Source organism: Streptomyces sp. NPDC051452 (assembly GCF_044454765.1).
Classification (GTDB): Bacteria; Actinomycetota; Actinomycetes; order Streptomycetales; family Streptomycetaceae; genus Streptomyces.
In genome coordinates this window covers 556,272-575,947 of record NZ_JBITEB010000002.1, presented here as the reverse complement: position 1 = coordinate 575,947, position 19,676 = coordinate 556,272, and the positions used below count along the sequence as shown (strand labels likewise).

Sequence of the window (19,676 nt, the reverse complement as noted above, 5' to 3'; positions counted from 1 at the left end):
CCAACCCCTAGGCGCCCCTAGAGGCAGGGCGAGCCATGTGCTGTTCACCGGCTCGCCCCGGGGCCCCGGAGCGGGGGAGGCCCGGGGCCCTGGAGCGGGGGAGGCCCGGGGTACCTCCCGTCCGGCCTCGCGGCCCTGGGATGGAGCCGGGGACATCGGGGTGCGCGAGGGCCGCCACCCTGCCGCGTGGCGCGCCCGACCGGCCCGGCCACCCCGTAGGGACCCGGTGGCGCCTAGGGGCACCTAGGGGTCCGGTGGCGGCGTGGTGGCCGTTAGCGTCGGCTGCGGACCACGGCAGGGACACGGATCGCCCGGCGCCCCGCTCTTCCGGGTCCGGCCGGTGCCCACGCCCCGGCCACCCGCCGCGTACCGCAGCCGAGCAGAGGTGATCAGCGTGTCCCCGGACCCCAGCGCGAAGGGCACCGTCCCCTTCGGGGAGTACCGGACCTGGTACCGGGTGACCGGTGAACTCGGCTCGGGACGGCCGGCGGTCGTCGCCGTGCACGGCGGCCCCGGCAGCACCCACGACTACCTCCTGTCGCTGGCCAGGCTCGCCGAGGACGGCTGGCCCGTCGTCCACTACGACCAGCTCGGCAACGGCGGCTCCACCCATCTGCCCGACAAGGACGCCGAGTTCTGGACCGTTGAACTGTTCCTCGCGGAACTCGCCAACCTTGTCGACCGGTTGGGGATTGCCGACGACTACGTGCTGTACGGCCAGTCCTGGGGCGGCCCCCTGTGCGCCCGGCACGCCATGACCCACCCGGACGGACTGCGCGGACTGGTCGTCGCCAACGCCCCCGCCTCGTACCCCATCTGGCTTCGGGAGATGGCCCGGCTGCGCGCCGAACTGCCCCCGGACACACGGCAGGCCCTGCTGCGGCACGAAGCGGCCGGCACCTACGACAGCGAGGAGTACCTGGCCGCGATGCGGGTCTTCTACGACCGCCACGTGTGCCGGCTGACGCCCTGGCCCCGCGACTTCCTCTCCTCCTTCATGGAGATCTACAACGACCCGACCGTCTACTACACGATGAACGGGCCCAACGAGTTCCACGTCATCGGCTCCCTGAAGGACTGGTCGATCGTCGACGACCTGCACCTGATCGACACCCCGACCCTGCTGATCAGCGGGCGCCACGACGAGGCCACACCGGCCGTCGTCCAGCCGTACCACGACCGGATCCCCGGCGCGCGCTGGGAGATCTTCGAGGAGTCCAGCCACCTCCCGCACCTGGAGGAACCCGAGCGGTTCCGCCAGGTCATGACCGACTTCCTCAAAAGCCTCTGAAGCAACAGCCTGTGAAAGGGGGCGGGGATCCCGCCATGGCGCACGACACCGCTCTCGTCTTTCCCGGCATGGGCCCCGTCCCGTTCGCCGAGGTGGGCAGGTTCATGGTGGCCAACCCCTACGCCCGGGAACTGGTCGCCGTCGCCGACGAGGCGCTCGGCCACTCCCTCGTGGACGCCTTCCGGCTCTCCCCGGGCGACTACTCCGAGGCCGCCCAGGTCGCCTTCCTCGTCAACTGCCTGGCCTGCGCCCACTGGGCCCGCGACCACCTGGGCGTCGAGCCGGACATCGTGGCCGGCCCCAGCTTCGGCGAGAAGGCGGCCCTCGCCTACACCGGTGCCCTGGAGCTGCCCGACGCGATCCGGCTGACCGCCGAGATCGCCCGCCTGCTGGAGGACTACTTCGCCGAGGAGCACCGGGACATCGTCACCCTGTCCTTCGTCCGCGCCCCGCGCGACGGCCTCGGCGCGATCCTCGCCGACCTCGACGCGGCGGGGGAGTGGCACGAGATCTCCTGCCACATCGACGACGGCTTCTACATGGTGTCCCTGCCCGAACACCGGGTGGAGTGGACGCAGGAGCGACTGCGCGCCATCGGCAGCCTCCCGCTGTACACCATGCGGCCGCCCATGCACGCCTCGGCGTTCCGGTCGCTGCGCGAGCGGGCCGAACGCGAGGTGGTCTCCCGCTACTCCTTCGCCGACCCCGCGCTGCCCGTCGTCGCCGACCAGGACGGCAGGCTGCTGCACACCGGCGAGGAGCTGCGCACCATGCTGCTCGACGGCTTCGACCACCCGATGAACTGGCCGAGCGTCACCACGGCCCTCGTCGACGCGGGCGTCCGCCGGCTGTGCGTCGCCGGCCCGGACAGCCTCTTCGGCCGGGTACCCCGCACCGTCCGCCACTTCGACGTCGTCGCCGCGCAACCGCGGCTGGCGATGACCCCCCGGCGCCCTTCGCGCGCCGCCTGAATCCGCCCCTCACGTTGGAGGCCCCCATGTGGGACGACCAGTTCGAAGAGATACTCCGCCCGTTCCTGCCGTTCCTCCCGCCGCGGGAGGAACTGACGCCGGACACCGGCCTGCGGGACCTCGGCCTGGACTCGCTGGGCATGGTCCAGCTCCTCGGCACGCTGGAGGAGGCCTACGGGCTCCGCTTCCGCGACAACGCGCTCACCATGGACACCTTCCGCACGGCCGGCGCGCTGTGGGGCACCGTGCGGAGCATGCTGCCGAGCGCCGCGAGCTGACGGGGCGGCCACCGTGGACCCCACCCTGGACGGCACGCTGTCCGGCCGATTCCTGCGCGGCCTGGCCCTCGCCCCGGACCGGCCCGCGCTGCGCGCCGACGACACCGACCTCACCTACCGCGAACTCCACGAACGCGCCCTGACCCTGGCGGGCTCCCTGCTGGCCGGGCTCCCGGGCCGGCCGCGGGCCGTGGGCGTGCTGGCCGGCAAGGGGCCCACGGCGTACGCGGCGCTGCTGGCCGGACTGTACAGCGGCGTCACCGTCGTACCGCTGCAACCGGCCTTCCCGGCGACCCGTACCCGGCAGATGATCGAGGCCGCGGGCGTCGACGCGCTGCTCGCCGACGACGACGCGCTGCCCGCCCTCACCGCGCTGCACGCCGGCGGTGTCACCCTGCCGACGCTGTTCGCGCCCGGCGCGCAGCCGATGCCGGCGCTCCCCGTCGACGCGGACAGCGCCCTGAAAGCCCCCATGCCCGGCCGGCCCCGCGACATCGCCTATGTGCTGTTCACCTCCGGCTCCACCGGCCGGCCCAAGGGCGTTCCGGTCACCCACGCCAACACCGCGCACTACTTCGGTCTGCTCGACGAGCGCTACGACTTCGGTCCGCACGACGTCTTCTCGCAGACCTTCGACCTCAACTTCGACTGCGCGATGTTCGACCTGTTCTGCGCCTGGGGCGCCGGCGCCGCCGTCGTACCTGTCCCGGCACGCGCGTACGCGCACCTGCCGGAGTTCGTCGCCGAGCGGCGCATGACCGTGTGGTTCGCCACGCCCAGCGCGATCACCCTGGTGCGCCGCACCGGCGAACTGACGCCGGGCGCACTGCCGTCACTGCGGTGGAGCTTCTTCGCGGGGGAGGCGCTCGCCTGCCGTGACGCCGAGGACTGGGCCGCCGCCGCACCCGGCGCCACGCTGGAGAACCTGTACGGCCCGACCGAGCTGACCATCACCGTGGCCGCCCAACGCTGGTCACCGGGACGGTACATGAACGACATGGTGCCGATCGGCGCCGTCCACCCCGGCCACGAGACGCTGCTGCTGGACCCCACCGGCGCCCCCAGCACCGGCGACGAGGGTGAACTGTGCGTGGCCGGACCCCAGTTGACTCCCGGCTACCTGGACCCGGCCGACGACACCGGACGGTTCCTGGAGCGGGACGGCCGGCGCTTCTACCGCACCGGCGACCGCGTCCGCCGGGCCGGCGACGGCGGCTGGCACTACCTGGGCCGCCAGGACGCACAGGTCCAGGTGCACGGGGTGCGGACCGAGCTGGCCGAGGTGGACGCCGCCGCACGCACCTGCCCCGGCGTCGAGCAGGCCGTGACCGTGGCGGTGCCCGTCGACGGCACGGTGGAGCTGGCCGTCTTCCACACCGGCGAACCGGTACCGGCCGTCCGGCTCGCCCGCCATCTGCGGGAGCTGCTGCCGGCCGCGGTCGTCCCGCGCGCCTACCACCACCTGGACGCCCTGCCCCTCAACTCCAATCGCAAGACCGACCGCCGGGAACTCACCTCCCGGGCCACCGCCCTGCGGCGGCCCGCGGGGGCGGCCGGCACACACGAAAGGCGGCAGAGGTCGCAGTGAACGGTCAACCGACAGCGCGGGCCCGTACCGACGCCCGGGTGCACGACCTCCTCGACGAGGCCACCGCCGAGCGTCCCGACGCCCCGGCGGTCGCCGACGGCACGGGCCGCTGGACGTACCGGGAACTCACCGCCCACAGCCACGCCGTCGACGCCTGGCTGGAAGCCCGCGGCATCGGCCACGGCGACCGGGTCCTGGTCCAACTGCCCAGCACCCGCGAGTTGGTGGCGCTGCTGTACGGCACCGCGCGCCGCGGCGCCGTCCTGGTGCCCGTCAACACCGGCATGAAGGACTATCACCTGCGGGCCGTCGTGGAGAACGCCGAGCCCTCCCTGGTCGTCGTCACCGACACCGCCGTCGACCGGATCGCCGCCCTCGCCGACGGCGTGCCGGTCCTGGGCATCGGCGAGGCCTGGCCCGAGATCACCGGCCTGCGCGTACGGGGCGTCCGCTCCGGCGCAGCCCAGGTCACCGCCGAGGACATCGCCGTCCTCGTCTACACATCCGGCTCCACCGCCGCCCCCAAGGCGGTGATCTGCCCGCACGGCCGGATGGTGTTCGCCACCGAGGCCATCAACGCGGAACTCGGCTACCGACCCGACGACGTGGTGTTCTGCCGCTTCCCCATCTCCTGGGACTACGGCCTGTACAAGGTGCTGCTCACCGCCGCCGGCGGCAGCGAACTCGTCCTCGCCGACGACGAGTCCGACCTGGTGCTGCTGCGCCGCATCCGCGAGTGCGGCGCCACCATCGTCCCGATCGTGCCGTCCCTGGCCACCATGATCTGCGCCCTCGCCGCCCGCGAACCGAGCCGGGAGTCCCGGGTGCGCATGTTCACCAACACCGGCGCCGCACTGCCGAAGACCACCGCCGACGGCCTGCGCGCGGCGTTCCCCGGAGCCCAGGTGGTCATCCAGTTCGGCCAGACGGAGTGCAAACGCGTCTCCGTGCTCCCGCCCGCCCACAGCGACGACAAACCCGACTCGGTCGGCCGCCCGCTGCCCGGCACCCGCGCCTTCGCCGTCGACGACGAGGGCAAGGCGCTGCCCCCCTGGCAGACCGGCGAGATCGTCGTCGAGGGCCCGCACGTCATGCCCGGCTACTGGCGCGCGCCGGAACAGACCGCACGCGCCTTCCGCCCCGCCCCCGACGGCGGACTCCGGCTGCACACCGGCGACTTCGGGCACGTCGACGAGGACGGCTACCTGTACTACGAGGGCCGCCGCGACGACATGTTCAAGCACAAGGGCGTACGCATGAGCACCACCGAGATCGAGGGCGCCGCCACCGACGTCCCCGGCGTCCGAGCCGCCGCCGTGCTGCCGCCCGCCCCCGGCCGCGACCTCGCGGTGTTCGCCGAGGGCGACATCGACCCGCACGCCCTGCTGAAGGAACTCTCCCTGCGCCTGGAGCCCGCCAAGGTGCCCGGCGTGAGCCGCGTCGTGGACGAGCTGCCGCTCACCCCGCACGGCAAGCACGACCGCAAGCGGCTCGCCCGCCTCCTGGAAGGACCCACCCCGTGACCGGCCCCACCGAGCTAGCCGAGCGCTTCGGTACCCCGTCCTACGTCTACGACCTGGACCGGGTGGCGGCGGCCCGCGACGACCTGTTCGCCGCGCTGCCCGACGAGGTCGAGCTGTTCTACGCGGCCAAGGCCAACCCGCACCCGGACCTGCTGCGCGAGCTGCGCTCCGGCGGCGCCCGCGGCTGCCGCGCCGAGATCAGCTCCGTCGGCGAACTCGACGCCGTCCTCGAGGCCGGCTTCCCCGGCGAGCGGATCCTGTACACCGGGCCCGGCAAGACCGGCGCGGAACTCACCGAGGCGCTGACCCGCGGTGTCCGCCTCTTCTCCACCGAGTCGCCCGGCGACCTGCGCCGCGTCGGCGAGACGGCGCTGCGCCTCGGCCTCACCGCCGACTGCCTGATCCGGGTCAACAACGCCGACGGCGCCGCGGCCACCAGCATCCGGATGACGGGCGTCCCCTCGCAGTTCGGCTTCGACAGCGAGACCCTGCCCGGCCTCGCCGCCGAGCTACGCGACGTCCCCGGCACCAGCATCGCCGGACTGCACTTCTTCCCGCTGAGCAACGCCAAGGACGAGGCGAGCCTCATCGCCGAGTTCCGCCACACCATCGCCGCCGCCGCGGACCTCCAGCACACCCTCGGTGTGACGTTCCGGTTCCTCGACATCGGCGGCGGGTTCGCCGCCCCGTACGCCGTGCGGGGGGAGCGTCCGGTCTTCGGCGAGCTGCGCGCCGCCCTGGCCGACGCCCTGGACGAGCACTTCCCCGGCTGGCGCGAGGGCGCCCCGAGGGTCGCCTGCGAGTCGGGCCGCTATCTCGTCGCCGACAGCGGCACTCTGCTCACCACCGTGGTCAACGTCAAGGACAGCCGCGACCACCGCTATGTCGTCCTCGACGCCGGCATCAACACCTTCGGCGGCATGTCCGGGCTGGGCCGCATCATGCCCGTGTCCGTCGAGCCGCACCAGTCGGCGGGCGCGGTCGGCACCCCGGCGAGCCTCGCCGGACCGCTGTGCACCCCGGGCGACCTGCTCGGCCGCAACGTCGTGCTGCCCGACGTGGCCCCGGGCGAACTGCTCACCGTGCCCAACGCCGGCGCCTACGGCCCCACGGCCAGCCTGCTGATGTTCCTGGGCCGGCCCGCCCCCGCCGAGATCGTCGTACGCGGCGACGAACTGGTCTCCGTCTCCCGCATCGAGCACACCCGAACCTACGAACACGGACAGGCCCTGTGATGAGCCCCTACCCGATGGCCCCCACCCCCGGCGACCCGCCCGTGCTCGTGGCCGGCGGCATCTCCGACTCGCACACCTGGAACCTCGTCTACCTCCAGCTCCTCCTCGAAGAGCACGGGCACCGCGTGGTCAACCTCGGCCCCTGCGTCCCGGAGGACCTGCTCATCGCCGAGGCCCTGGCCCGGCATCCGGCCCTCATCGTGGTCAGCAGCGTCAACGGCCACGGCTACCACGATGGCATGCGGACCGTCACCCGGCTGCGCGAGCACCCCCGGCTCGCCGACGTGCCCGCCGTCATCGGCGGCAAGCTCGGCATCGCCGGTCCCTGCGGCGACGACGAGGTGGCCGCCCTGCGCGCGGCCGGCTACGACGCGGTGTTCGACGACAGCGCCGAGGGCGTCGCCGCGTTCCGGCGGATGCTCGGCACACTGCCGCAGCGGGCCCTGGTGTGACCGGCGACGGGTTCGGCGCGTTCGTGCGCCGGGCTCACGCCGCCGGCCACCTCGTGGTACAGCCCCGGATGGGGATGAGCAGCCCGGACCGGATGCGCGCCGGACTGCTCGCCACCAGGAACGCCGCCGCGACCACCGTCGGCACCATCACGCTGGACAGCTACACCCGCGTCGGCGACCTGGAGTCGGCCGGACTGGCCGTCCTTGAAGGCGTCGCCCTCAACGGCTACCCGATCGCCAGTCATGAGACGACCACCACCCTGAGGGTGCTCGACGGGATCCACGGCCCCGACTTCCCGGTCCAGGTACGGCACGGCTCGGCCGCGCCGCAGCACATCTTCCGGGCGCTGACGGCCGTCGGACTCGACGCCTCCGAGGGCGGTCCCGTCTCCTACTGCCTGCCCTACGGCCGGGTCCCGCTGCGCGAGTCCGTCGCCCACTGGGCGGCCTCCTGCCAACTGTTCGCCGCACAGCGCGAGTCGGGCGCCGAACCGCACCTGGAGACCTTCGGCGGCTGCGTCCTCGGCCAGCTCTGCCCGCCCAGCCTGCTGGTGGCCGTCAGCGTGCTGGAGGCGATGTTCTTCCGCCGGCACGGAATCCGGAGCATCTCGGTCAGCTACGCCCAGCAGACCGACGCCCGACAGGACGCCGAGGCGGTGGCCGCACTGCGCAGCCTGTGTGCGCGATTCCTGCCGGACACCGAATGGCATGTCGTCGTCTACGCCTACATGGGCCTGTTTCCGGAAACCGCTGAAGGCACTTACCGGTTGCTCGGGAAAGCCGCCGAACTCGCCGTCGCCAGCGGCTCCGAGCGGCTCATCGTGAAAACCGTCGCGGAATCCCGGCGTATTCCGTCGGTGGCCGAGAACGTCGCCGCCCTGGAATACGCGGCGGCCGTCGCCGCACGGACACCGCGCGCCCCGCTCGACGGCCCCGGCACCCAGACCTACGCCGAGGCGTCGGCGCTGGTGAACGCGGTCCTGGAACTGGACGACGACCTCGGCGCGGCGCTGCTGGCCGCGTTCGCCAGGGGATGTCTCGACGTACCGTACTGTCTGCATCCGGACAACGCCGGATTCACCCGGAGTTATATCGCCGCGGACGGCCGGCTGTGCTGGGCCGACATCGGAAAGATGCCGCTGCGCGGTATCGCCGACGTCCGACCGACCGAGGCCATCACCTCCTCGGGACTGCTCGACTCCCTGTCCTATGTGCGCCGTTCGTTCGACCGGCACCCCTTCGAGGACACGGCACCCCGCCAACCCGCCCGCCCCTAGGGGTGCTTAAGGGTGTGGCCTTTCAGGGGGCGTCACTACGGTGTGGAAAAAGGTGAGGAAAACCGGTGTCGGTGGAAAGTGGAGATGCGTGGATGAACGGGCCCGGATCCGACTCAGTTCTGGCACGGCGGCTCGCCACGGCCGTACCGTCCCAGCACCGCAGGCTGGTGACCGACCTGGTGCGCGCCGCCGCGACCGAGGCGATCGAGGCGGCCCGGCCGGGCACGGTGGACTCCCTCGACCCGGCGGTCCCGTTCGCCACGCAGGGGCTCGACTCGCTCGCCGCGGTCGACCTGCACCGGCGGCTGACCGAGCGGACCGGCCTCGACCTGCCGGTCGGCCTCGCCTACGACTACCCGACCGTGCACGACCTGGCCGCCCGGCTCCTCGGCGACGTCCACGGCAGCACGGACGAGCGCCCCGAGCCCGCCGGTGACGGCACCCCGGACGAACCGATCGCGATCGTCGGCATCGGCTGCCGCTTTCCCGGCGGCATCTCCTCGCCCGCCGACCTGTGGCGACTGCTGACCGAGGGCGGCGAGGTCCTCTCGGACTTCCCCCGCGACCGCGGCTGGGACCTGGACGCCCTCTACGACGAGGACCCCGAGGTCCCCGGCAGCGCCTATGTGCGCAGCGGCGGCTTCCTCGACACCGCCACCGGGTTCGACGCCGGGTTCTTCGCCATCAGCCCCCGCGAAGCGCTCGGCATGGACCCCCAGCAGCGGCTCGTCCTGGAGACGTCCTGGCACGCCCTGGAGGACGCCGGCATCGACCCCACGGCACTGCGCGGCACCCCGGCCGGCATGTTCTTCGGCGCCGAGGTGCAGGAGTACGGGCCACGCCTGCACGACGCCCCCGACGGGCTCGACGCCTACCTGCTCGCCGGGAACGCCGGCAGCGTCATCTCCGGCCGCGTCGCCTATGTGCTGGGCGCCGAGGGACCGGCGGTCACCGTCGACACCGCGTGCTCCGCCTCCCTGGTCGCCGTCCATCTGGCGTGCCGCTCGCTGCGGCAGGGCGAGTCCTCGCTCGCGCTGGCGGGCGGCGTGGCCGTGATGGGCGGTCCCGGCGTGTTCACCGCGTTCAGCCGGCAGCGGGGCCTCGCGCCCGACGGCCGCTGCAAGGCGTTCGCCGCCGCCGCGGACGGCACCGGGTTCGCCGAGGGTGTCGGCGTGCTCGTCCTGGAAAGGCTCGGCGACGCCCGCCGCAACGGCCACCGCGTGCTCGCCGTCGTCCGCGGTTCCGCCGTCAACCAGGACGGCGCCTCCAACGGCCTGACCGCCCCCAACGGCACCGCCCAGCAGCGGCTGATCCGCCGGGCCCTGGCCGACGCCGGGCTCACCGCCGCCGACGTCGACGTGGTCGAGGCGCACGGCACCGGCACCCGGCTCGGCGACCCCATCGAGGCCACCGCGCTGTTGGCCACCTACGGCCAGGACCGCCCCGCCGACGCCCCGCTGCTGCTCGGCTCGGTCAAGTCCAACCTCGGGCACACCCAGGCCGCCGCCGGGGTCGCCGGTGTGATCAAGACGCTGCTCGCCATGCGGCACGGCCGGATCCCGGCCACCCTGCACGTCGACGAGCCCACCCCGCACGTCAACTGGTCCTCGGGCGCGGTGCGGCTGGTCACCGAGGAGCGGGCGTGGCCCGAGACCGGCCGGGCCCGGCGAGCGGGCGTGTCGTCGTTCGGGGTCAGCGGAACCAACGCGCACATCATCCTGGAACAGCCGGAACCCGAGCCGGAGTCGGAGCGCGGGCCGCAGCTCGGACCGGAGATGGGGCCGGAGCCCGCGCGCACCGGCGTCGACACCGCGTCGGCGCCGCCCGTCGGGTCGTCCCCGCCCCTCGGAGCATCACCGACGTCCTTCGACCCGGCCGCCGGCAGGCCCCTGCCGTTCGTCCTGTCCGCCCGGGGCGAGGCCGCGCTGCGGGCCCGTGCCGCCGACCTGCTGCCCCTGGTGGACGAGACCGATCCGCTCGACCTCGCCCACTCGCTGGCCACCACCCGGGCCGCCCTGCCCGACCGGGCCGTCCTGGTCGCCGCCGACCGCGCCGAGCTGCGTGCCGCGCTCTACGACCTGGCCTCCGGCACCACCCCCCTCGCCGCCCGCGCCGAGGGCGAACTCGCGTACCTCTTCACCGGACAGGGCAGCCAGCGGGCCGGCATGGGACGCGAACTGGCCGCCGTGCACCCGGTGTTCGCCGACGCCCTGGACGACGTCTGCGCCCACTTCGACCTTCAGCTCGACCGGCCCCTCAAGGAGGTCCTGTTCGCCGGGCCCGACACCCCCGAGGCCGGGCTGCTGCACCGTACCGAGTACGCGCAGCCCGCCCTGTTCGCCGTCGAGGTCGCCCTCCACCGCCTCCTGGAGAGCTGGGGCCTCGCCCCGGACCAGCTCGCCGGGCACTCCGTCGGCGAGATCGCCGCCGCGCACGTGGCCGGCGTGCTCACCCTCCAGGACGCGACGATCCTGGTCGCCGCCCGCGGCCGGCTCATGCAGCGACTGCCCGAGGGCGGCGCCATGCTCGCCGTACGCGCCGCCGAGGACGAGGTGGCGCCGCTGCTCACCCCGCGTACCGGTATCGCCGCCGTCAACGGGCCCGCCGCCGTCGTGGTCTCCGGCGACGCGGCCGACGTGGAGCGCATCGCCGCCGAGCTGACCGCGCGCGGCCGTGACACCAAACGCCTGCGCGTCGGCCACGCCTTCCACTCGCCGCTGATGGAGCCGATGCTGGCCGAGTTCCGGCGGATCGCGCACGTCCTGGACTACGCGCCGCCGACGCTGCCGGTGATCTCGACCGTCACCGGCGGCCCCGTCACCACCGAGCTGTGCGACCCCGAGTACTGGGTGGAGCACGTCCGCGCCCGGGTCCGCTTCCACGACGCCGTCCGGGCGCTCGCCGACGCCGGGGCCCGCACGTTCCTGGAGATCGGTCCGGACGCGGTGCTGTCCGCGATGGGCCCGGACTGCACCGACGCGGCCGGAGCCGCCTTCCTGCCGGTACTGCGGCGCGAGCGGTCCGAGGCCCGCGAGGCCACCGCCGCGCTCGTCGCCGCCCACGTCCGGGGCGTCCCCGTCGACTGGCGAGCGCACTTCGCCGGTTCGGGCGGCCGCCGCGTCGAGCTGCCCGGCTACCCCTTCCAGCGGCGCCGCTACTGGCTGGAGCAGAGCACCCCCACCGACGCCGCGGGCCTCGGCCAACTCCCGGCCGGGCACCCGCTGCTGGGCGCCGTGGTCGCCGTCGGCGCCGAGGGCGTCGTACTGACCGGGCGGCTGTCCACCCGGACCGAGCCGTGGCTCGCCGACCACGTCATCGCCGGGCGGGTGCTGTTCCCCGGCACCGCCTTCGTCGAACTCGCCCTGCGCGCGGGCGAGCACGTCGGCGCGGCCGGTCTGGAGGAGCTGACCCTCGGCACCCCGCTGGAGCTGCGCGCCGAAGACGACGTCGCCGTCCAGGTCGCCGTGGGCGAACCCGACGACTCCGGGCGCCGCGCCGTCACGGTCCACACCCGGGCCGACGAGGCGACCCCCTGGACCCAGCACGCCGCGGGCGTCCTCACCGCCACCGCCACCGCCGCTCCGGCCGACGGGCAGGACCCGGCCGTCTGGCCGCCGCGGGACGCCCGGCCGCTCGACACCGCGAGCGTCTACGCGGACCTCGCCGACCAGGGCTACGGCTACGGCCCCGCGTTCCAGGGGCTGCGCGCGGCCTGGCGGCACGGCGACGACGTCTACGCCGAGGTCTCCCTGCCCGAGGGCGCCGCCGCCGACGCGCCCCGGTTCGGCCTGCACCCGGCGCTGCTCGACGCCGCGCTGCACGCCGCCGACCTCGACGCCCCACCGCGCCCCGAGGTGCTGGTGCCCTTCGCCTGGACCGGCGTCATCCTGCACGCCGGCGGCGCTTCGGCCCTGCGGGTGAGGATCACCCGCGGCGACGGCGACACCATCGCCCTGCACCTCGCCGACACCACCGGTGCCCCGGTGGCCGCCATCGAGGGCCTCACCTCCCGCCCGGTACCGGCCACCGACGTCCTGTACGCGGTCGGCTGGTCGCCGTACCCCCGCCCCACGACCGTCGAACCCGTGCGCACCGCGGTCCTCGACACCGGCACCGACGCCCTCGCCGACGCCGTGGACGCCCTGCTCGACGACGGCCCGGCCCCGGACGCCGTGGTGTACCGGCTCCCCGGGCCGGTGGCCGCCGACGCCGCCGAGGCGCGTGCCCGACTCCACCGCGCCCTCGGGCTGTTGCGGATCTGGCAGGCGGACGAGCGTCTCGCCGGGACCCGGCTCGTCGTCGTCACACCGCCCGCCAGCCCCGCCCACGCGGCCGTCCGCGGTCTGGTGCGTTCCGCCCAGGCGGAGAACCCCGGCCGCTATGTCCTCGTCGAGCACGAGGCGCTGCCCTCCGACGCCGATCTGCGTGCGCTCCTCGCCACCGGCGAGCCCGAACTCTCCCTCGCCGGGACCCAGTTCAGCGTGGCGCGACTGACCGCGCGGCCCGCCAGCGAACCCGCGCCCGGCGCCGACTGGGGCACCGTCCTCGTCACCGGCGGCACCGGTGGCCTCGGCGCGCTGCTCGCCCGGCACCTGGTCCGCGCCCACGGCGTACGCCGTCTGCTGCTCGTCGGCCGGCGCGGCACGGCCCCCGGGATACACGCCGAACTCACCGCGCTCGGCGCCGAGGTGACCGTGGCCGCCTGCGACGTCGGCGACCGCGAGGCACTCGCCCGCCTGCTCGCCGAGCACCCCGTCGACTCCGTCGTCCACGCGGCGGGCACCGTGCGCGACGGCATTGTCGACACCCTCACCGACGAGATGGTGGACGAGGTGTTCCACGCCAAGGCGCTGGGCGCCTGGCATCTGCACGAACTGACCCGGGACCGCGACCTCGCCCACTTCGTGCTGTTCTCCTCCCTCGCCGCCGTCCTCGACGGACCCGGCCAGGGCAACTACGCCGCCGCCAACGCCTACCTGGACGCCCTCGCCGAACACCGCGCCGCCCTCGGCCTGCCGGCCACCGCACTCGGCTGGGGCCTGTGGGCGACCGACAGCGGCATGGGCGCCGCACTGGACGACACGGCCCGGCGTCGCATCGCCGGCCACGGAGTCCCCGGACTGTCCGCCGCACGCTCACTGGAGCTGTTCGACGCCGCCGTCCGCTCCGGCGCGCCCCACCTGGTGCCCGTCGAGATCGACGCCGCCGCCGTACGCCGCCGCCCAGGCGGCATACCGCCGCTGCTGACCACGCTCGTCCGCCCGGTCACCCGCCGGGCCACCGCGAGCGCCGCCCCCGCCGCGATCCCCGGCGGGCTCCCGGCCGCGCTGCCCGCCGCCGACCGCGACCGCGCCCTGCTGGACCTGGTGCGCACCGAGGTCGCGGCCGTGCTGCGGCACGACGGGCCGTCCGCCGTCGACCCCGGCCGGGCCTTCACCGACCTCGGCTTCGACTCGCTGGCCGCCGTCGAACTGCGCAACCGGCTGGGCACCGCCACCGGACTGCGGCTGCCCGCCACCCTCGTCTTCGACCACCCCACCTCCCGCGCGCTCGCCGACCACATCCGCGACACCCTCTTCGGCACCGGCCCGCGGCAGACCCCCGCGCCCGGCACCCGCAGCGTCCCGGACGACGACCCGATCGTCATCGTCGGCATGAGCTGCCGCTACCCCGGCGGAGTCCGCTCCCCGGAGGACCTGTGGCGGCTCGTCGCCGATGGCGTCGACGCGGTCGGCGGCTTCCCCGCGGACCGCGGCTGGGACACCGACGCGCTGTACGACCCCGAGCCGGGCACCCCCGGCCGCACCTACACCCGCGAGGGCGCCTTCCTGTACGACGCGGCCGAGTTCGACGCCGGCTTCTTCGGCATCGGTCCCCGCGAGGCCACCGCCATGGACCCGCAGCAGCGGCTGCTGCTGGAGGTCTCCTGGGAGGCGCTGGAGCGCTCCGCCGTCGACCCGCACCGGCTGCGCGGCTCCCGCACCGGCGTGTTCGCGGGCGTCATGTACCACGACTACGGCACCTGGCTGACCGAGGTCCCCGAGGACCTCGCCGCCTATCTCGGCAACGGCAGCCTGGGCAGCGTCGTCTCCGGCCGGGTCGCCTACGCCCTCGGCCTGGAGGGGCCGGCCGTCACCGTCGACACCGCCTGCTCCTCCTCCCTGGTCACCCTGCACCTGGCGGCCCAGGCGCTGCGGCAGGGCGAGTGCGATCTCGCCCTGGCCGGCGGTGTCACCGTGATGTCGACGCCGGACACCTTCGTCGACTTCGCCCGGCAGCGCGGGCTGGCCGCCGACGGCCGCTGCAAGTCCTTCGCCGCCGCGGCCGACGGCACCGGCTGGGGCGAGGGCGCCGGCATGCTCGTCGTGGAACGCCTCTCCGACGCGCGCCGCAACGGCCACCGCGTGCTCGCGCTGGTCCGCGGCTCCGCCGTCAACTCCGACGGCGCCTCCAACGGCCTGACCGCGCCCAACGGCCCTTCCCAGCAACGGGTGATCGGCGCCGCGCTCGCCGCCGCCGGACTCACCCCGGCCGATGTGGACGCCGTCGAGGCGCATGGCACCGGCACCACCCTCGGCGACCCGATCGAGGCCCAGGCGCTGCTCGCCACCTACGGCCAGGACCGCTCCACCGACGCCCCGCTGTGGCTCGGCTCGGTGAAGTCCAACATGGGGCACACCCAGGCCGCCGCCGGCGTCGCCGGGATCATCAAGACGGTGATGGCGATGCGGCACGGCGTCCTGCCCCGGACCCTGCACGTCGACGCGCCGTCCCACCAGGTCGACTGGAGCGCCGGCGCGGTGCGGCTGCTCACCGAGCGGCGGCCGTGGCCGGCACCGGGCCGGCCGCGCCGGGCCGGGGTGTCCTCGTTCGGGATCAGCGGCACCAACGCCCATGTGATCCTGGAGGAGTTCGCCGAGCCCGAGCCCCCGGCGGCGGACCCGGCGACCGCCCCGCCGGTGCTCGCCCTGCCCGTCTCCGCCCGCTCACCCGAGGCCCTGCGCGGCCAGGCCCGCCGACTGCTGGACCTGACCACGACCATCACCGCGACCGCGACCGACGCCACCGCCCCCACCACCGCCGACCTCGGCCTGGCCCTGGCCACCACCCGCGGCAGCCACCCCCACCGGGCCGTGCTCCTCGCGACCGGCGACGACCAGGCGGCCACCGCGCTCGACGCCCTGGCCCGCGGCACCGAGGCGCCCGGGCTGCTCGTCACCGGCGCCGCCACCGACGGCACCCTCGCCTACCTCTTCTCCGGCCAGGGCGCCCAGCGCCCCGGCATGGGGCGCGACTGGTACGACGCCTTCCCCGTCTACGCCGAACACTTCGACCGGGTCGCCGCACTCTTCGACAAGCACCTGGAACGACCCCTGGCCGACGTCGTGTTCGGCGACGACGCCGAGACCCTGGAGCGGACCGCCTACACCCAGGCCGCGCTGTTCACCACCCAGGTCGCCCTCTACCGGCTGCTGGAGTCCTTCGGGCTGCGCCCCGACTGGCTGGCCGGCCACTCCGTCGGCGAGTTCGCCGCCGCGCACGTCGCGGGCGTCTGGTCGCTGCAGGACGCCGTCACCGTCGTCGCCGCCCGGGGCCGGCTCATGCAGGCGCTCCCCGAGGGCGGCGCGATGATCGCCGTCCAGGCGACGCAGGAGGAGGTCGCACCGCTGCTGGACGGGCGGTGCGCGATCGCCGCCGTCAACGGCCCCCGGGCCGTGGTCGTCTCCGGGGACGAGGACGCCGTCGCCGAGGTGGCCGCGCACTTCGCGACCACCCGGCGGCTGCGCGTGTCGCACGCCTTCCACTCGCCGCGCACACAGCCCATGCTGGCCGCCTTCCGCGAGGTCATGGCCGGCGTCGAGGCGGCGGAACCGGCCGTCCCGATCGTCTCCACCCTCACCGGCGCCCCTGCCACCACCGCCGAACTGGGCTCCGCCGACTACTGGGTACGGCACGTGCGCGAGACCGTGCGCTTCGCCGACGCCGTCACCGCACTGGCCGCCAAGGGCGTCGACACCTTCCTCGAACTCGGCGCCGCGCCCGTGCTCACGGCCATGGGCCCCGACTGCCTGCCGGACGCGCAGGACACCGCGTTCGTCCCCGTCGCCCGCAAGGACACCGCCCCCCTGCCCGGCCTGCTCGCCGCGCTGGCCGCCGTCCACACGCGGGGCTCGGACGTCGACTGGGCGGCGCTGTACGCGTCGTACGCGGGGCGCCGCGTCGACCTGCCCACCTACGCCTTCGACCACCACCGCTACTGGCTGCCCACCCCGGCCGTCGCCCTCGGCGACGCCGCCGGGCACGGGCTCGCCGCGAGCGACCACCCCCTGGTCAGCGCACGCCTGGACCTGCCCGGCGACGCCGGGACGCTGCTCACCGGCAGGATCTCCACCGCCACCCACCCCGTCCTCGCCGAACACGCCGTGCTCGGCACGGTCCTGCTGCCCGGAGCCGCGCTGGTCGACCTCGCCCTGCACGCGGGCCGCCTGACCGGGCGCCCCGTCCTGGAGGAACTGACCCTCCAGGCCCCGCTGGTCCTCGCCGCCGACACCGCCGTACACCTCCAGGTCGCCGCCGGTGCCGACGGCGGCGTCGAGATCCACTCGCGGGCCGAGAGCGCCGCGGCGGACGAGGGCTGGACCCGGCACGCCACCGGCACCCTCACCGGCCCCGCCACCACCCCCTCGGCCATCCCCGCCACCGGGGCCTGGCCGCCGGCCGGGGCCACCCCGCTCGACGTCGGCGGTCTCTATCCGCGCCTGCACGCCGAGGGGTACGACTACGGCCCCGTCTTCCGTGGCGTACGGGCCGCCTGGCGGCACGGCGACAGTCTCCTCGCCGACGTCGAACTGCCCGACGGGGCAAGCCGGGACGCCACCCGGCACACCCTGCACCCGGCGCTGCTCGACTCCGCCCTGCACGTCACCTCCCTCCTGGACCCCCTCCCGGACGGCGCGACGGCGCCCGGCGAGCCGTCCGACGGCATCGCCCTGCCCTTCGCCTGGAGCGGGGTCACCGTGCACGCCCACGGCTCCCGCACCGCCCGCGTACGCGTCACCCCCGGCGCCGACGGCACCCGCATCGAACTCGGCGACCTCGAGGGCCGGCCGCTCGCCGAGGTCGCGTCCTACGTCACCCGCCCCGTCACCGCCGACCGGCTCACCCGGCAGCGGCGCCAGCTGTACGCCGTCACCGACGAGCCGCTGCCCGTGACCGCCGGCCGCCCCGACCGCCGTACCTGGGCGGTCCTCGGCGACGACGACCTCGGCCTCGGCGCCCCGTGCCACCCCGGTCTCGACGCGCTCGGCGCCACCGTGCCCGACGTGGTCATCCTGCCCGTCACCGCCCCGCGCGCCGAGGGCGAGCGAGTGCCCGACGCCGTACGGGCCGCCCTCGGCCAGACCCTTGCGACCCTGCGGGCGTGGTCGGCCGACGACCGGTACGCCGACGCCGTGCTCGTCGTCCTCACCGGCGGTGGGCTCGCCGACGCCGCGGTGCACGGACTGGTGCGGGCCGCGCAGGCCGAGGACCCCGGCCGCATCCTCCTCGTCGGCCGCGCCGCGCCCGACGGCCCCGTCCCGGACCGGGCCGCGCTGGCCGCCCTCCTCGACTCCAGGGAACCGGAGGCACGATGGCGCGACGGCCGGGCGTACGCCCCCCGCCTGGTCCGCGCCGAGGAGCCCGGCCCCGCGCGGCCGCAGCGGCCCTGGGGCACCGTCCTCGTCACCGGCGGCACCGGCGGCCTCGGTGCCCTGGTCGCCCGCCACCTGGCCGAACGCCATGGCGTCACCCGGCTGGTGCTGGCCGGGCGCCGCGGCCCCAAGGCGCCCGGCGCCGACCGGCTGCGCGCCGACCTGACGCGGCTGGGCGCCCGCACCGAGATCGTCGCCTGCGACGTGTCCGACCGGGCCGCGCTCGCCGCCCTGCTCGCCGCCCACCCCGTCGACAGCGTCGTGCACACCGCCGGTGTCCTGGACGACGGCCTGACCGCCACGCTGACCCCGGCGCGCCTGGACACCGTGCTGCGACCCAAGGCGGACGCCGCCTGGCACCTGCACGAACTCACCCTGGAGCGGGAGCTGTCCCACTTCGTGCTGTTCTCCTCGGCCGCCGGCACCATCGACGCCTCGGGCCAGGGCAACTACGCCGCCGCCAACGTCTTCCTCGACGCCCTCGCCGCCCACCGCGCCGCGCTCGGCCTGCCCGCCACCTCCCTCGCCTGGGGCCTGTGGTCCGGTGGCGGCATGGGCGCCGCACTCGACCCGGCCGGGATCCAGCGCATCGAACGCTCCGGCATCGGCGCCCTCGAACCGGACGAGGCACTGGAGCTGTTCGACGCCGCCGTGGCTTCCGGCAGCCCCGCCCTGGCCCCCGTACGGCTGGACACCGCTGCCCTGCGCCGCCGAGGCGACGACGTCCCGGCCGTGCTGCGGACCCTGGCCGGCGTCGCCCACCGCGCGGACCGCGACGAGCGCGCCCGCACGCTGGGCGAGCGGCTGGCCGAACTCCCCGCCGCCGACCACGAGCACACCGTCCTCGAAGCGGTCCGCACCGAGGTCGCCGCCGTACTCGGCCACGCCGGACCCACCGCCGTCGAGCCGCGCCGTGCCTTCACCGAGCTGGGCTTCGACTCGCTCGCCGCCGTCGAGCTGCGCAACCGGCTGAACACCGTCAGCGGACTGCGGCTGCCGTCCACGCTGATCTTCGACTACGCCACCCCGGCGGCGCTCGCCGGCCACCTCCTCGAACGGCTCCTGCCCGACCCGGCCGACCCCGAGCACCCGGCGGACGCCGGGCCGACCGCCGTACCGCACGGCGACACCGAGCTGCGCGAGCTGATCTCACGCATCCCCCTCACCCGCATCCGGGAAGCCGGCCTGCTCGACAGCCTGCTGAAGCTGTCCGAACCGGACCCGGCCCCCGCCCCCGCCGCACCGGCCCTGGACATCAAGTCCATGGCCGTGGCCGACCTGGTGCGCGCCGCACTCGACCGCAACGGCGCCACGTGATGTCCCCGGGTCCCGGGCGGCGCGCCGCGCCCGGCACCCGGCCACCCCCCTA

General features: G+C 75.1%; 9 protein-coding genes. All 9 read left to right on the top strand.

Annotation, left to right across the window (positions count from 1 at the left end; translation table 11 throughout):
• Positions 1-394 precede the first annotated feature (394 nt).
• The gene (locus tag ACIBA9_RS07760; protein ID WP_399360644.1) at positions 395-1,291 is read left to right on the top strand and encodes a proline iminopeptidase-family hydrolase; all 897 of its coding nucleotides are present in this window, start codon (positions 395-397) and stop codon (positions 1,289-1,291) included.
• 35 nt (positions 1,292-1,326) lie between these two features.
• Positions 1,327-2,262, top strand: a complete 936-nt coding sequence (locus tag ACIBA9_RS07755; protein WP_399360642.1) for an ACP S-malonyltransferase — start codon at positions 1,327-1,329, stop codon at positions 2,260-2,262.
• A 26-nt stretch (positions 2,263-2,288) separates the two neighbouring features.
• Positions 2,289-2,540 (top strand): acyl carrier protein, encoded by a 252-nt coding sequence (locus ACIBA9_RS07750; protein WP_399360639.1) that lies wholly within the window; start codon positions 2,289-2,291, stop codon positions 2,538-2,540.
• A gap of 13 nt (positions 2,541-2,553) precedes the next feature.
• Positions 2,554-4,128, top strand: a complete 1,575-nt coding sequence (locus ACIBA9_RS07745) for an amino acid adenylation domain-containing protein (RefSeq protein ID WP_399360637.1) — start codon at positions 2,554-2,556, stop codon at positions 4,126-4,128.
• On the top strand, positions 4,125-5,651 hold the full coding sequence (locus ACIBA9_RS07740) for an AMP-binding protein (protein ID WP_399360635.1): 1,527 nt from the start codon (positions 4,125-4,127) through the stop codon (positions 5,649-5,651). The genes ACIBA9_RS07745 and ACIBA9_RS07740 overlap by 4 nt, the downstream gene beginning before the upstream one ends.
• Entirely contained in the window at positions 5,648-6,886 is a 1,239-nt protein-coding gene (locus ACIBA9_RS07735) for a type III PLP-dependent enzyme (RefSeq protein WP_399360633.1), read from the top strand. Before ACIBA9_RS07740 ends, ACIBA9_RS07735 begins: the two co-directional genes overlap by 4 nt.
• Positions 6,886-7,338, top strand: coding sequence for a cobalamin B12-binding domain-containing protein (locus ACIBA9_RS07730; RefSeq protein ID WP_399360631.1), 453 nt, complete (start codon positions 6,886-6,888; stop codon positions 7,336-7,338). Before ACIBA9_RS07735 ends, ACIBA9_RS07730 begins: the two co-directional genes overlap by 1 nt.
• Entirely contained in the window at positions 7,335-8,615 is a 1,281-nt protein-coding gene (locus tag ACIBA9_RS07725) for a methylaspartate mutase (RefSeq protein ID WP_399360629.1), read from the top strand. The genes ACIBA9_RS07730 and ACIBA9_RS07725 overlap by 4 nt, the downstream gene beginning before the upstream one ends.
• Positions 8,616-8,707: 92 nt before the next feature.
• Positions 8,708-19,624, top strand: coding sequence for an SDR family NAD(P)-dependent oxidoreductase (locus ACIBA9_RS07720; RefSeq protein ID WP_399360627.1), 10,917 nt, complete (start codon positions 8,708-8,710; stop codon positions 19,622-19,624).
• Positions 19,625-19,676 lie beyond the last annotated feature (52 nt).